The sequence below is a fragment of the Ruegeria lacuscaerulensis genome (assembly GCF_013034685.1).
GTDB classification, from domain to species: Bacteria; Pseudomonadota; Alphaproteobacteria; order Rhodobacterales; family Rhodobacteraceae; genus Ruegeria; species Ruegeria lacuscaerulensis_B.
This window is the reverse complement of the sequence record NZ_WQGO01000006.1, coordinates 316,891-331,368: the sequence shown is the minus strand read 5'-3', so window position 1 is coordinate 331,368 and position 14,478 is coordinate 316,891. Positions and strand designations below refer to the sequence as shown.

The 14,478-nt window shown below is 58.8% G+C and carries 12 protein-coding genes; 3 read left to right on the top strand and 9 right to left on the bottom strand.

Annotated features, from left to right (window positions below; translation table 11 throughout):
- Nucleotides 1-438: 438 nt before the first annotated feature.
- Entirely contained in the window at nucleotides 439-2,856 is a 2,418-nt protein-coding gene (gene gyrB / locus GOV80_RS16875; RefSeq protein ID WP_170786477.1) for a DNA topoisomerase (ATP-hydrolyzing) subunit B, read from the bottom strand.
- 102 nt (nucleotides 2,857-2,958) lie between these two features.
- The gene (locus GOV80_RS16870) at nucleotides 2,959-3,531 is read right to left on the bottom strand and encodes a TetR/AcrR family transcriptional regulator (protein WP_170786476.1); all 573 of its coding nucleotides are present in this window, start codon (nucleotides 3,529-3,531) and stop codon (nucleotides 2,959-2,961) included.
- Between the two features lie 100 nt (nucleotides 3,532-3,631).
- Between GOV80_RS16870 and GOV80_RS16865 the strand changes: the two genes are divergently transcribed.
- On the top strand, nucleotides 3,632-4,198 hold the full coding sequence (locus GOV80_RS16865; RefSeq protein ID WP_170786474.1) for a carboxymuconolactone decarboxylase family protein: 567 nt from the start codon (nucleotides 3,632-3,634) through the stop codon (nucleotides 4,196-4,198).
- Here the strand turns inward: GOV80_RS16865 and recF are convergent.
- The 6 genes from recF to mutM form a co-directional block, all read right to left on the bottom strand.
- Entirely contained in the window at nucleotides 4,195-5,289 is a 1,095-nt protein-coding gene (recF, locus tag GOV80_RS16860) for a DNA replication/repair protein RecF (protein ID WP_170786472.1), read from the bottom strand. The two genes, GOV80_RS16865 and recF, sit on opposite strands and share 4 nt — an antisense overlap.
- Before the next feature lie 59 nt (nucleotides 5,290-5,348).
- Nucleotides 5,349-6,470 (bottom strand): DNA polymerase III subunit beta, encoded by a 1,122-nt coding sequence (dnaN, locus tag GOV80_RS16855; RefSeq protein ID WP_170770910.1) that lies wholly within the window; start codon nucleotides 6,468-6,470, stop codon nucleotides 5,349-5,351.
- A gap of 228 nt (nucleotides 6,471-6,698) precedes the next feature.
- A complete protein-coding gene (dnaA, locus tag GOV80_RS16850; protein WP_170786469.1) occupies nucleotides 6,699-8,084 on the bottom strand; it encodes a chromosomal replication initiator protein DnaA in 1,386 nt (461 codons plus the stop codon).
- 560 nt (nucleotides 8,085-8,644) lie between these two features.
- On the bottom strand, nucleotides 8,645-8,908 hold the full coding sequence (rpsT, locus tag GOV80_RS16845; RefSeq protein ID WP_170351928.1) for a 30S ribosomal protein S20: 264 nt from the start codon (nucleotides 8,906-8,908) through the stop codon (nucleotides 8,645-8,647).
- A 224-nt stretch (nucleotides 8,909-9,132) separates the two neighbouring features.
- Nucleotides 9,133-9,909: an enoyl-CoA hydratase gene (locus GOV80_RS16840; RefSeq protein ID WP_170786467.1), complete on the bottom strand. Its 777-nt coding sequence runs from the start codon at nucleotides 9,907-9,909 to the stop codon at nucleotides 9,133-9,135.
- Between the two features lie 66 nt (nucleotides 9,910-9,975).
- Nucleotides 9,976-10,827 carry a bifunctional DNA-formamidopyrimidine glycosylase/DNA-(apurinic or apyrimidinic site) lyase gene (gene mutM, locus GOV80_RS16835; protein ID WP_170786465.1) on the bottom strand — a complete coding sequence of 284 codons (852 nt, stop codon included), beginning with the start codon at nucleotides 10,825-10,827 and terminating at the stop codon, nucleotides 9,976-9,978.
- 86 nt (nucleotides 10,828-10,913) lie between these two features.
- Between mutM and ubiE the strand changes: the two genes are divergently transcribed.
- Together ubiE and ubiB are read left to right on the top strand one after the other, a co-directional pair.
- Nucleotides 10,914-11,666, top strand: coding sequence for a bifunctional demethylmenaquinone methyltransferase/2-methoxy-6-polyprenyl-1,4-benzoquinol methylase UbiE (ubiE, locus tag GOV80_RS16830; protein WP_170770918.1), 753 nt, complete (start codon nucleotides 10,914-10,916; stop codon nucleotides 11,664-11,666).
- Complete coding sequence (gene ubiB, locus GOV80_RS16825) at nucleotides 11,667-13,196, top strand: 2-polyprenylphenol 6-hydroxylase (protein WP_170786463.1); 1,530 nt, start codon at nucleotides 11,667-11,669, stop codon at nucleotides 13,194-13,196.
- Nucleotides 13,197-13,292: 96 nt separating this feature from the next.
- Here the strand turns inward: ubiB and GOV80_RS16820 are convergent, their stop codons facing one another.
- Nucleotides 13,293-14,468: an acetyl-CoA C-acyltransferase family protein gene (locus GOV80_RS16820; protein WP_170786461.1), complete on the bottom strand. Its 1,176-nt coding sequence runs from the start codon at nucleotides 14,466-14,468 to the stop codon at nucleotides 13,293-13,295.
- Between the last annotated feature and the right edge of the window lie 10 nt (nucleotides 14,469-14,478).

Genomic DNA, 14,478 nt, shown 5'->3' with positions numbered 1-14,478 from the left:
AGGTCATCCCACTATCTAGGAATGTCGCCAAACGCGTGTCTGTTCTCAATACGACGCCACGCAAAAGTCTCGAGATTAGCCGGATCAAGTCGGATGGGAATTTACACCTGCTTCGACCAACAGGTTCAACGAACCGCGCGGCAGCATGAAATCCCGGATTCAAGATCGGTTCCGCACAGTTAGCGAGTATTTGCTAAGTTCGCTTTATGCGCACCGCAGACTTTCGCGAGAATCCAAGCAAAAAGGCCGCATGGACCCCAAGGTTCCTTTGGGGGGCCCTTTGCGGGATTGAGCAATGCAAAGGGCCATAACCGCAACGACTAAGCCATATACTGATTGAATTCGTCGCTAATGCAGACAAACGCGCAGCGCAAAACTATGGGTGAACTACGCAAACTTATGGGGTGTGCGAAGTGCTATGCGCAAACCTACACATCCCTAGAAATCCAGATTTTCCACGCTTAGCGCATTTTGCTGGATGAATTCTCGGCGCGGTTCGACTACATCGCCCATCAGTTTGGTGAACAGGTCATCCGCCTCGACCATGTCATCCACGCGGACCTGCAACAGTGTACGTGCATCCGGGTCCAGCGTGGTTTCCCACAGCTGATCAGGGTTCATTTCGCCCAGACCCTTGTAGCGCTGCAGAGACAGGCCCTTTTCGCCTTCTTCCAGAATGGCGCGCAGCAGGTCCAGCGGGCCGTGGATCGCCTGCATCCGGTCGCGACGTACCAGCGTGGCGGGGGTGTTGTAGACCTCTTGCAGGCTTTGGGTGAAGCTGCCCGTTTTGCGGGCCTCGCCCGAGCGTAGCATGGGGCCGTCCAGAGTGCGGACCTCTTCCACGCCACGCAGGATGCGGGCCAGACGAATGCCGTGATCCTGTGTGATCCGGCCCTGCCAGCCGCGTTCATATTCCAGCGCGATCAGGTCGAGGCGGGCGGCGACCTTGTCCGCGACGCCTTGCAGGTCGGCATCGACCGCACCGGGCACAAAGGCACCTGCCACCGCAGCCTGTTCCAGAATGTGACGCGGGTAGTGGGTTGGGAAGGCGTCCAAAACACGTTTCAACTGACGCGCTTCATCGACCACGCGAGTCAGGTCCTGCCCGATGATTTCCTCGCCCGAGCCCAGCTTCAGCACTGCGCCCTCGACACCCTGATTGATCAGGTAGTCGTCCAACGCCGCTTGGTCTTTCAGATAAACCTCTGACTTCCCACGCGAAACTTTATAGAGCGGTGGCTGCGCGATATAAAGATATCCACCTTCGATCAGCTCCGGCATCTGCCGATAGAAGAAGGTCAGCAACAGAGTTCGAATATGCGCGCCATCGACGTCCGCATCCGTCATGATGACGATCTTGTGGTAGCGCAGCTTTTCGATGTTGAACTCATCACGGCCAATGCCGGTGCCCAGCGCCATCACCAGATTGCCGATCTCTTGAGAGGACAGCATCCGGTCAAACCGCGCGCGTTCGACGTTCAGGATTTTGCCGCGCAGCGGTAGAACCGCCTGTGTCAAACGATCCCGACCCGTCTGCGCAGACCCACCGGCCGAGTCCCCCTCGACCAGAAAAACTTCGGTCTTGGACGGGTCTTTCTCGGAACAGTCTTTCAACTTCCCGGCCAGATAGTTCACATCCATCGCCGTCTTGCGGCGCGTCAGTTCGCGGGCTTTGCGGGCGGCTTCACGGGCCAATGCGGCCTCAATGATCTTGCCGACGATCCCTTTGGCCTCGTTCGGGTTTTCCTCAAACCACTCGGCCAGCTTTTCGTTCATCAAGCCTTCGACCGCCGGGCGCACTTCGGACGACACCAGCTTGTCCTTGGTCTGGGATGAGAATTTCGGGTCGGGCACTTTGACCGACAACACACAGGTCAGACCTTCGCGTGCGTCATCGCCGGTAAAGCTGACCTTTTCCTTTTTCGCGATCCCGCTGGACTGCGCATAGTTGTTGATTGTCCGGGTCAAAGCACCGCGGAAGCCCGCCACGTGCGTGCCGCCATCCCGCTGAGGGATGTTGTTGGTGAAGGGCAGCACCGTCTCATGATAACTGTCATTCCACCACATGGCGATTTCCACGCCGATATCGTCGCGCTCACCTTTGATATAGATCGGTTCGGGCATCGCGGGCGTCTTGGACCGGTCGAGGTATTTGACGAATTCTTTAACACCGCCCTCATAGAACAGCTCGGTTTTCAGCCGTTCGGCGGGGCGCTCGTCGATCAGGATGATCCGCACGCCCGAGTTCAGGAAGGCCAGCTCACGCAAGCGCTTTTCTAGCGTATCGAACGAATATTCGAGGTTCGAGAATGTATCGGTCGAGGCCAGAAACCGCACTTCGGTCCCGGTCCGTTCACCGCACTCCTGAACCACTTTCAGATGCTCTGCTGTCTCGCCACCTTCAAAGCACGCCACATGTTCCTTGCCGTTGCGCCAGACGCGCAGCTCTAGCCAATCGGAAAGGGCGTTCACCACCGAGACACCCACGCCGTGCAGACCGCCCGACACCTTGTACGAGTTGCTGTCAAACTTACCGCCCGCGTGCAGTTGGGTCATGATGACCTCAGCGGCGGACACACCCTCTTCGGGGTGAATATCCACCGGAATCCCGCGCCCATTGTCGCTGACTGAAACACTGGAATCGGCGTGGATTTTTACGGTTACATGGTCGGCGTGACCGGCCAGCGCCTCATCAATTCCGTTGTCTACGACCTCATACACCATATGGTGCAGACCCGAGCCATCATCCGTATCCCCGATATACATACCTGGACGTTTGCGAACAGCTTCTAAGCCTTTGAGAACTTTAATGGAATCAGCGCCGTATTCCTGTGGTGCCTGTGCGTCGTCGGACATGCCGTTAGTACCTATATTATTTTGGTAACTTATACGTTTTCTGGTGGGGAATGTCACGCGCTCCCCCAAGATTTTGTGGTTTTCTCTGCCGTTTTCGGCCGATCAAAGCCGGTCCAAATCCGACGCGATATCTGCGGCGATTTCTGCAGCATTTACATCGTTGCGTTCGGCGGACAATCGCAGGCCCAGAATGTCCGACTGATACCGTGCAGCCAGCCGATCCGGGTCGTGATCCGGCCCGATCTCTCCGGCTTGCTGGGCACGACGGAAGAGCGTGGCGAAACACTCTTTCATCTCGACCATGTGGCCACTCGCCTTGTCCGCCAACTCATGACCTTTGGCCTGCAATTCCGCATAGGTCTTGGCCAGCATACAGGCATGCGTCGGCACAGCACCCGCGTCGATCACCAAATGCGGTTGCGCTTTTAGTGCCCGCAACGGACCCATCTCATCAGCCATCGCCATCAGACGCGCTACGCCGTCCTGCGCGTATCGCTCTAATGTCAGTGCATAAAGCGCATCCTTCGACCCGAATGCGGCATAAAAGCTGCCAGGTTTCAGGTTCAGCGCGCGTTCTAGATCTTTCAGCGACGTGCCGGCCCACCCCTGTCGCCAGAATATATCCCGCGCCTGCGCAATCAGCGCATCCCGGTCGTATGAGGGTTTTCTTGGCATCGCCGTCACCAATTCTTGAACGTTTGCTCAAATATATACTTGAGTGATCACTCAAGAAAGCCTAAATGTGATTCACTTCGCCAGAAACAGGAGCTTTGACATGGCAAACTTCCCCTCTCATGACCTCGAAACAGCGCCCGAAGGGTCCAAACCGCTGCTGGAAAAGTCGCAGGCCGCATTTGGGCGCCTGCCCGGCCTGCACAAGGTAATGGCCGAAAGCCCCCAGCACCTCGAAGCTTACCAGATGCTGCACCACCTGTTTCTGCAAACCGATTTCGACAATGACGAGAAAACCGTCGTATGGCAGACCATCAACGTGGAAAACGAATGCCACTACTGCGTGCCCGCCCATACCGGCATCGCCAAGATGATGAAGGTCTCGGACGAAATCACCGAAGCGCTGCGCAACGAAACCCCGCTGCCGTCCGCCAAGCTTGAGGCACTGCGCACCTTCACCCTGCAAGTGATGCAAAGCCGCGGCAACCCGAGCGAGGAACAGCTGCAAGCCTTCTTTGACGCAGGTTACTCGCACCGCGCGGTGCTGGACGTGGTGCTGGGTCTGGCTCAGAAAACCATGTCGAACTACATGAATCACATGGCGCAAACCCCGGTCGATCAAGTGATGCGCGGCTTCCTGTGGGAACGCAAGGTCAGCGAACCTGCCTAAGCGACAACCGAGGCCCCGTCGCTTTCGGTCACAACCAGCGTCTGGGCCCGGTCGCCCAATTCCACAAACAGCTCAGGCCCGGTGCCCGTCATCCAGGCCTGCGCACCCAAGGCGCAAATCTCGTCATAGAGCGCGGCCCGCCGTCCGGCATCCAGATGGGCGGCCACCTCATCCAGCAGCACAATCGGCGGTGCACCCACCATCCCCGCCAGCGCCCGCGCATTCGACAGGATCAGCGAGACCAGCAGGGCCTTTTGCTCTCCGGTCGAGCAATCCTTGGCCGGAACGCCCTTGGCCGTGAACACACCGTACAGGTCCGATCGATGCGGCCCCACCAAGGTCCGCCCCGCCGCTAGATCGCGAAACCGGCTTTCATTCAGCGCCTCACGCAGATCCTCAACCGTACCCGGCATCGCGCCCTCAGACTGCACCAATTCCAGATCAGCCGAAGGAAACGCGGTTTCAGCTTGCTCCTGCGCCCCGCGCAAATGCTCTAAGGCCGCCAAACGCGTCGCATGGATGCGATGCCCGGTCTCGGCCATCTGCCCTTCCAGCGCGGCATACCAATGGGCATCCCGCACCTGCTCTTTCAGCAGGCGGTTGCGTTCGCGCATGGATTTCTCATAGGCCAGCGAAGCCTCGGCATGAGTGGGATCGAAACTCAGCGCGATACGATCCAGAAACCGCCGTCGTCCCTCAGCCCCTTCGATCCACAGCCGATCCATCGACGGGATCAGCCAGACCACCCGCGCCAGCTTGCCCAGATCAATCTGACTGGCCGCCTTGTCATCAATCCGAACCTGCCGCGCAGCGCCGCCTTCGGACCATGTCTCGATCTCATAGGCCTGCCCCCGCGCCTTCAGCAAACCAGATAACTTCCACCCCAGCGCCTCGGGCCGCCGCGTCATCTCAGCGGCACTCGCCCGCCGCATCCCGCGACCGGGAGAAAACAACGACACCGCTTCCAGAATATTGGTCTTCCCGGCCCCGTTCGGCCCATGGATCGCCACCGGCCGCCCATCCAGAGACAAACGCGCCAGCTTATGAGACCTAAAATGCGAGACCGTAAGCTCGGTCAGGGCCAATCCCATGACCCCTCCCTTCTTCTGTTCAAAAATACCTCCGCCGGAGGCATCGCGCGCCAGCGCGACTAGACGCGCATCGGCATGACAACATAAACCGCGCTTTGGTCATTGCCCTCGCGCATCAGGGTTGGATCACCGGCCGAATTGAACAGGAACACCGCATTCTCGCGATCCACCTGAGACGCAATCTCCAGCAGGTATTTCGCGTTGAACCCGATCTCCAGCCGCTCATCGCCATATGCCACGGCCAGTTCTTCCTCAGCCGCACCGCTATCGGGCGCATTGACCGACAAAACCAGTTTATCCGCATCCAACTGCAACTTCACCGCGCGCGAGCGTTCGGACGAGACGGTCGCCACCCGGTCCACAGCCTGAGCGAACTCGGCGGCATCCACTTCCAACTGGCGCGTGTTGCCTTGCGGAATAACACGAGTGTAGTCGGGGAAGGTGCCGTCGATCACCTTGGAAGTCAGCGTGATATCGGGAGTAGCAAAACGCACTTTCGTCTCGCTGACCGAGACAGCGATGTCCATCTCGTCATCGTCCAGCAGCTTGCGCAGCTCACCTACGGTTTTACGTGGTACGATCACGCCCGGCATGTCTGCCGCCCCATCAGGCAAGTCCGCATCGATGCGCGCCAGACGATGCCCATCGGTGGCCACACAGCGCAGCACCTTGCCGCCATCTGACCCATCGGCCACATGCATATAGACGCCGTTCAGATAATAGCGCGTCTCTTCCGTCGAGATTGCAAATTTCGACTTGTCGAACAGCCGCCGCAGCAGCGCCGCAGAGGCTGTAAAGTTCGATTGATATTCCGAGGACGCCATCACCGGGAAATCCTCTTTCGGCAGCGTCGCCAGCGAGAAGTTCGACCGCCCGGCTTCGACCGTCAGACGCCCTGCGGCGCTGTCAGCTGTCAGCGTAACCAGCGCGCCATCGGGCAGTTTCCGCACAATTTCATGCAAGGTGGTGGCGGCCACTGTGGTCGCGCCCGCGCGTTCTACCTGCGCAGGGGCCTTATCGACCACCTCGATATCCAGATCGGTGGCACGGAACATTGCCTGGTCACCTTCGGCCTCGATCAGCACATTGGCCAGTATCGGAATGGTGTTGCGACGCTCCACAACGGATTGGGCCTGCGAAACGGCCTTGAGAAGGGTGCCGCGTTCGATGCTGATCTTCATACCCTCAATTCCTCTGACTTGCGTGCCGATAGGGGCGGGACTGGCACGTTAGCGGTTCCACCCTGAGGCACAAGGATTTTTTATGGATTTCTGAGTCGGATTGCCCAAAGGGTCAAGGGCCACGTGGCCGCTTGGGCACAGTTCCCAATCAACCGTGGAGTTTATCGCACAAGAAAACGCCCCGGATGTCAGGCTCCGGGGCGTTTTCCTGTTTTCTGAAGATACGTCCTACGCCTCCAGAGCGCGGCGCAGCATTTCCACGTCTTCGGCGATTTGACCGTCGGTGGTCTTCAGCTCTTCGATGCGCTTCACACCATGCATAACGGTGGTATGGTCGCGCCCGCCAAACCGACGCCCGATCTCGGGCAGCGAGCGGCTGGTCAACTGCTTGCACAGGTACATCGCCACCTGACGCGGGCGAGCATAAGACCGCAAGCGCTTGGGGCCGATGATATCCGACAGACGGATGTTGTAGTATTCGGACACTTTGCGCTGAATCTCCTCGACGGTGATCTTGCGCTCTGAGGCACGCAGCACGTCAGCCAGACAATCCTGCGTCAGTTCCATATCGATCTCGCGACCTACCAGCGAGGCAAAAGCAAACAGACGGGTCAGCGCACCTTCCAGCACCCGCACATTGGTCGAGATGCGGTGGGCCAGAAATTCCAGCACGCCATCAGCGATCTGCAGGTCGGAATAGGTGGCGCTATAGTGCTGTACCTTGTTCTGCAAAATGCCCAGACGCAGCTCATAGTCAGTGGGATGCAGATCCACAACCAGACCACATTGCAGGCGCGATTTGACACGGTCTTCCAGATCCTTGATCTCACCCGGTGCACGGTCGGCCGAGATGATGATCTGTTTGTTCTGGTCCACCAGCGCGTTGAAGGTGTGAAAGAACTCTTCCTGCGTGGAATCCTTGCCCGCGATGAACTGCACGTCGTCCACCATCAGCACGTCGACCGAGCGGAACAGGTGTTTGAAATCCATCATACGGCGCTCGCGCAGGGCCTGAACGAAACGATACATGAACTGTTCTGCGGACAGGTACAGCACGTTCAGATCGGGGCGCTTGGTCTTCAATTCCCACGCGATGGCGTGCATCAGGTGGGTTTTACCCAGACCAACACCACCATACAGAACCAGCGGGTTGAAGGTCACCGGACCGCCTTCGGACACGCGGCGCGCGGCGGCATGGGCCAATTCGTTGGGTTTGCCGACAACAAACGTATCAAAGGTAAATCGGGTATCCAGCGGAGCAGCCTGCAGGGACTCAAGCGCCTCATTTCCGACGGCGGCCTGCTGCGACAGAGGCTCATCCTGCGGGACTTCGACCGCAGGTGTAGCTTCGACCGAAGGGCGCGCAGGCGAGTTGGCCGCGACCCGAAAGGCCAGACGCTGAACGGATTCCCCGGATGTATTCATCTCATACAGAATCAGGTCGGCAAAATTCTGGCTGACGTAATTGCCCATAAAGTTCGTCGGCACCGAGAACACCGCAACGCCATCCTGAACTTCTTGGAATTGCAGAGGTTCAATCCAGGTCGTGTAATTGTTCTTGCCGATTGCCTTGAGCAAATTGTTTTGCAGTAGTCCCCATTTCTCTTGTGTCATTCAGCGCCTCACGCATCCCATTCTTTATTGGCCTGTCGGCCTTATTAATGTGTCCGGTTGCCCGGTTCTGACGCTCACTCGCAAAAGGATACCCACCCGCCGAACCCGCAAAGTTCGGCGCCTTCGTCCCAGAAAGCCTGCACAGACCAATTTCGCAGACGTTCCATAACCGGATCGCCCCGAAAACCGGGTCGTGGCTCGCAATCTCAATTTTCGACAGGGCCTAGGTTCTTGGTGCGCCAAGTCCCACAGCAGACCGGCAATCCGGTGCAACCGGTTGCCGACAATCGTTCCCTGACCATCCTGATGCCCGTCAGTCCGGTCGGTGAAACAGCCTGTCCCCCCAAGCGAGTGAATCGCTAAAACAGTGGTAGCAAGAGGGTGACGCTCGGGGCAACGAAACTCTGATATTGACTCGGGTCTGGGGGCGAAAGAATCTCTCGGTTTCGTGAGGACGCGGTATTCTGGCAACAGCAGAAAGGGCGCCGCACTGCGCGACGCCCTTTAAATAGATCAGTCTTGCTTACGTGACCTAAGGTCACCAGCGGTCACTGTGCGACTCAGCCCAGCGCTTTGACGCGGGCCGACAGACGCGACATTTTGCGCGATGCAGTGTTCTTGTGGAAAACGCCTTTGGTGACGCCGCGCATCAGTTCGGGCTGGGCCGCGCGCAGGGCGGCGGTTGCTGCGTCTTTGTCGCCGGAAGCAATCGCTTCTTCGACTTTACGCAGGTAGGTGCGGATGCGCGAACGGCGCGCTTTGTTGATTGCAAAACGCTTTTCGTTCTGACGAGCGCGTTTCTTTGCCTGAGGCGAGTTAGCCATGTGTCTCTGACCTTTGTTCGGTACGGTTATCTAGGGTTGCGCGCCACGGAATTATCCGCACCGGATCAGAAATCACGAGTGTGAGTCGGGCCAAGCGGGCCGCACGCGCATGTATAGCGGCGGTTACTATCCAAACTGCCGGGGTTTGCCAAGCAGATTCTTGCACCCGGATATCAGGCATGAAAAAGGCGGGCCCTGCCCGCCTGATTCGATCTGCCGCAAGCTTACTTGTCGCGGAATTGCGCGGCCCGTTTTTCGAGGAACGCAGCCATACCTTCTTTCTGGTCTTCTGTCGCAAACATCGAATGAAAGACGCGGCGTTCGAACAGCATCCCCTCGCTCAGCGTCAGTTCGTAGCTGCGGTTGACCGCCTCTTTCGCGGCCATTGCACTCAGCTGAGATTTCTCGGCAATCTTCTGCGCGGCGGCCATCGCCTCTTCCAGAAGTTTCTTGGCCGGCACCACGCGGCTGACAAGACCGGCGCGTTCCGCCTCGTCCGCGTCCATGAACCGACCGGTCAGGTTCATGTCCATCGACTTGGACTTGCCTACGAAGCGGGTCAGTCGCTGGCTGCCGCCCAAACCTGCGATCACGCCCAGATTGATCTCGGGCTGGCCGAACTTGGCGCTGTCCGCGGCGATGATGAAATCGCATAGCATCGCCAGTTCACACCCACCGCCCAACGCATAGCCTGCCACGGCTGCAATGATCGGCTTGCGGATGGCCGTCATGCTGTCGTTCAGATCCGCAAACAGATTCGTAGTGTAGACGTCGACAAAGCTCATCATGGACATTTCCTTGATGTCCGCGCCTGCAGCAAATGCCTTGTCCGAGCCGGTGATGACGATGCAGCGCACCTTGTCATTGCTATCGGCATCTTCCAATGCCGCGCACAATTCGCCGATAAGCTGCGAATTCAGCGCGTTCAGGGCATCGGGTCTGTCCAGCTTGATAAGAGCGACGTGGTCTTCGATTTCGACGATGATCGTCTCAAAAGCCATGAGGTGTAAGCTTCCGGTTGTTCCGTTCAGATACGATTCATTATCACGCGCAAAAGCTGGATCAAGTTATCTTTGGCATTGCGCGCAATAGAAGGATGAGCGACCGGACTGGGTGATTCTCTTGATCGGCGCGCCGCAGCCTTCGGTGCGGCAGGGTTCGCCTTCGCGCCCGTAGACATCAAAGCTGTGCTGAAAATATCCAAGTTCTCCATCGGCTTGGCGGAAATCACGCAGGGACGACCCGCCAGCCTGAATGGCATCTTGCAGGACCTGCCGGATAATCGGGACCAGTGCTGCAACACGCGGCGTCGAAATTTTCCCAGCTTTGCGACGTGGCGACACTCTGCCGCGATAAAGCGCCTCGCAGACATAGATATTCCCTAATCCGGCAACGATTCCCTGATCCAGCAGTGCGGATTTGACAGGGGTGTTCTTGCCCATGAACGCATCAATCAGGTGCTGCTCGTGAAAGTCATTGCCCAAGGGTTCCGGCCCCAGAACCGAGAGCAGCTTATGCGCCTCGGCATTCGCGGTGGGCAACAGGTCCATCGCCCCGAACCGGCGCGGGTCGTTAAAGGTGACGCGCGCACCATTAGCCATGTGAAAGACCACATGGTCATGTTTTTGCGCCGCAGGATGATCATGCACGAACTGACCCAACGGATCGCCCGAGACCGTCATCCGCCCCGACATGCCCAGATGAATCAGCAAGGTCTCGCCGCTGGAAAGATCGGCCAGAATGTATTTTGACCGCCGCCGCAACCGATCTATCCGCTGCCCTGTCAGCCGCTCGGCCATACGGTCGGGGAAGGGCCAGCGCAGATCGGGACGGTTCACATCGGCGCGTTCGATCACCACCCCCTCCATCGCCGGGGTCAAACCGCGTCTTACTGTCTCGACCTCGGGCAATTCGGGCATTAGATGGCTCCTATTCCAAAGGGCCGCATTGTGCCCGCCTCTTATGGCCCTATAACAGAGGCGAAATTCGACGAACGGCAAGGCTTATGTCCGACAACAGCGACAAGACCACTCATTTCGGGTTCGAAACCGTACGCGAGGCTGAAAAGGCCGGGCGTGTGCAAGGCGTGTTCAACTCGGTTGCCTCGAAATATGACGTGATGAACGATGTCATGTCGATGGGGATCCATCGGGTCTGGAAAGACGCGATGATGGACTGGCTGGCTCCGCGCCCCGGTCAGCGCCTTCTGGATGTCGCGGGCGGTACCGGAGACATTTCCTTTCGTTTCCTCAAGCGGGCGGGGCACGGCCACGCCACCGTTCTGGACCTGACCGAGCCGATGCTGGTCGAAGGCCGCCAACGCGCCGAAGCAGATCAGATGGCCGACAGCCTGAACTGGGTGGTGGGCGACGCCATGTCCCTGCCCTTCGAGGACAACACCTTCGACGTCTACACAATTTCCTTCGGCATCAGAAACGTGACCCGCCCGCAAGAGGCACTGAACGAAGCCTACCGTGTGCTGAAACCCGGCGGCCGCCTGATGGTACTGGAGTTCAGCCAGTTGCCGAATGACGGGCTGCAAATGCTCTATGACCTCTACAGCTTCAACGTCATCCCGCGCATGGGCAAGCTGATCGCCAATGACTACGACAGTTATCAATATCTGGTCGAGTCGATCCGCAAATTCCCCGATCAGGAAACGTTTCTGGGCATGGTCCGCGCGGCCGGGTTCGAAAACGCCAAATACCGCAATCTCAGCATGGGTATCGCCGCGCTGCATTCCGGTTGGAAGATCTAAATGCGCGGCCCTCACAACATCATCCGCCTGATCCGCACAGGCGCCACGCTGGAGCGCACAGGCGCCATGAATGTGGTTCTGGACGCGTTCGAAGCCCCCAAACCCCTTCGCATCCTTGCCCACACTTTGGGCAAACCGTTTCAATGGCTGGGCTACAAGGGCGATCCGGACATGCCGCCCGCCACCCGCGCCCTGACGGCGCTGGGTCCGGCTTATATCAAATTCGGTCAGGTGCTTTCGACCCGCCCCGACGTGGTCGGCAATGAACTGGCCGCCCAATTGCGCGTGCTGCAAGACAAACTGCCCCCATTTTCCCGCGATGAAGCTATGGCCGAAGTCGCCAAAGAACTGGGCCAACCCGTGGATGAGGTGTTTTCGGAATTCAGCGAACCCATCGCCGCGGCTTCCATCGCGCAGGTTCACAAGGCCAAGCTAACTAGTAACGGTGAGAATGTCGCCGTCAAAGTCCTGCGCCCCGGCATCGAACGCGCCTTCCGCAAGGATGTGGACGCCTTCTATTTCGCCGCCCGCATCGTGCAGCTGTTCGCCCCCGGTGCACGCCGCTTGCGCCCAATGGAGGTGATCGAACATTTCGACGGTGTCGTGCGGGGCGAACTGGACCTGCGTCTGGAAAGCGCCGCAGCCTCGGAATACGCGGCCAACACCAAAGATGATTCCGGGTTCTGGCTGCCTCCGGTGGTTTGGTCGCTCTCGGCGCGCCGGGTCATGACCCTTAGCTGGGCGGACGGTATCCCGTTGGGCGACAATGACGCCTTGGACGCCGCCAATCATAACCGTCGCGATCTGGGCGAACGCGTCCTGCGGCTTTTCCTGTTGCATGCCCTTCGAGATGGCTATTTCCACGCCGACATGCATCAAGGCAACCTCAAGGTCGCGGCCAATGGCGACATCATCGCCTATGACTACGGCATCATGGGGCATATCGACGAATATACCCGCCGGGTTTACGCCGAAATCCTCTTTGGCTTCATTCGCCGCGACTACAAACGGGTTGCCGAGGTGCATTTCGAAGCGGGCTATGTCCCCGCCAATCAAGATGTCGACGAGTTCGCCCGCGCCCTGCGCGCAGTCGGAGAGCCCATCTTCGGCATGGACGCCACCCATATCTCGATGGGCCGCCTGCTGAATTACCTGTTCGAAGTCACCGAACGCTTCGGCATGGAAACCCGCACCGAACTTATCCTGCTGCAACGTACAATGGTCGTCGTCGAAGGCGTGGCCCGTTCGCTCGACCCGCAGGTCAACATCTGGGAAGTCGCCCGCCCCGTGGTCGAGGACTACATCAAGAAATCCATCGGCCCCCGTGCCGCCCTGCGCGATTTCAGCAAAACTGCACTGGTCCTTGCCCGTTTCGGCCCTCGTCTGCCTGCGCTGGTTGAAAACGCGCTAATCGCCCAAACCCAAAAAGACGACCCCAAGTCTGCTCGCTTCTGGTCCGCGGCGCTTCCTGCAACGATCGGAGCCGCCGCAGGCGCGGCCATCGTGCTGATTCTTTCGGTGCTCAGCTGAAACCGATCCGCCCTTCATCTGGCTGAAAATATCCTCGGGGGGATTCGCGCCCAAAGGCGCGAAGGGGGGCAGACAGCCCCCCGACACAGTCTGAGATCAGAGCAGTTCGAATGCAATGGCGATACCCTGACCGCCGCCAATACACATGGTCACCAGACCTTTCGAGCCGCCGATGCGTTCCAGCTCATACAGCGCTTTCAGCGTGATGATCGCCCCGGTTGCCCCCACCGGGTGGCCCAGCGCAATCGCGCCGCCGTTCGGGTTCACCTTGGTCGCGTCCAGACCCAGTTCCTTGTTCACCGCCAGCGCCTGCGAGGCGAAGGCTTCATTGCTTTCGATCACATCGAAATCTTCGATCGACAGACCCGTTCGGGCCAACAGGTTCTGCACCGCAGGCACCGGACCAATACCCATCACCTCAGGGCGCACACCGGCGTGGCCATAGCCTAGAATACGCGCCTTGGGCTTCAGACCCGCCTTTTCAGCCGCATCAGCCGTGGCCAGAACCATCGCCGCCGCACCGTCGTTGATGCCCGACGCATTGCCCGCCGTCACCCGACCATCCTTCTTGAACGCCGGGCGCAGACCTGCCAGCGCCTCGATTGAGGTCGTCTTGGGATGCTCGTCGACCATGAAATCGACCATGTCGCGCTTGACTTTGACCTGAACCGGCGTGATCTGGCTCTGGAAGTACCCAGCCTCAATCGCCGCAGCAGCACGGGTCTGGCTGGCCAAGGCGAACTCATCCATCTGCTCGCGCGTGACCTGGTGCTCATCCGCGACGTTCTCAGCCGTGACACCCATATGGCCGGTGCCAAAGGGGCAGTTCAGCGCACCCAGCATCATGTCCAGCGATTTGATATCACCCATCTTTGCACCCCAGCGCGCCTGCTGTAGGATATAGGGGCTGCGCGACATGCTTTCGGCACCACCGGCCACAGCAAAATCTGCATCACCCAACTTCAGCGACTGCACTGCCGACACAATCGCCTGCGCACCCGAACCGCATAGTCGGTTCACGTTCATCGCAGGCGTTTCGACCGGAATTCCCGCCTGTTTGGCAGCGGCCCGAGACAGATACATATCACGCGGTTCTGTGTTGATCACATGGCCGAACACAACATTGCCGATCTGACCACCTTCGACGCCCGACTTCTCCATCGCGGCCTCAGTCACAACGGTCGCCAGATCAATCGGCGCGGTCGAGGCCAGTGCCCCGCCAAACGTACCAACCGCGGTGCGGGCACCATCCAGAATAACGATGTCTTTCATATCTCATCTC

Coding starts and splice junctions, on each gene's coding strand:
- gyrB (WP_170786477.1), bottom strand. CDS start 2,856: ATGTCCGACGACGCACAGGCACCACAGGAATACGGCGCTGATTCCATT.
- GOV80_RS16870 (WP_170786476.1), bottom strand. CDS start 3,531: ATGCCAAGAAAACCCTCATACGACCGGGATGCGCTGATTGCGCAGGCG.
- GOV80_RS16865 (WP_170786474.1), top strand. CDS start 3,632: ATGGCAAACTTCCCCTCTCATGACCTCGAAACAGCGCCCGAAGGGTCC.
- recF (WP_170786472.1), bottom strand. CDS start 5,289: ATGGGATTGGCCCTGACCGAGCTTACGGTCTCGCATTTTAGGTCTCAT.
- dnaN (WP_170770910.1), bottom strand. CDS start 6,470: ATGAAGATCAGCATCGAACGCGGCACCCTTCTCAAGGCCGTTTCGCAG.
- dnaA (WP_170786469.1), bottom strand. CDS start 8,084: ATGACACAAGAGAAATGGGGACTACTGCAAAACAATTTGCTCAAGGCA.
- rpsT (WP_170351928.1), bottom strand. CDS start 8,908: ATGGCTAACTCGCCTCAGGCAAAGAAACGCGCTCGTCAGAACGAAAAG.
- GOV80_RS16840 (WP_170786467.1), bottom strand. CDS start 9,909: ATGGCTTTTGAGACGATCATCGTCGAAATCGAAGACCACGTCGCTCTT.
- mutM (WP_170786465.1), bottom strand. CDS start 10,827: ATGCCCGAATTGCCCGAGGTCGAGACAGTAAGACGCGGTTTGACCCCG.
- ubiE (WP_170770918.1), top strand. CDS start 10,914: ATGTCCGACAACAGCGACAAGACCACTCATTTCGGGTTCGAAACCGTA.
- ubiB (WP_170786463.1), top strand. CDS start 11,667: ATGCGCGGCCCTCACAACATCATCCGCCTGATCCGCACAGGCGCCACG.
- GOV80_RS16820 (WP_170786461.1), bottom strand. CDS start 14,468: ATGAAAGACATCGTTATTCTGGATGGTGCCCGCACCGCGGTTGGTACG.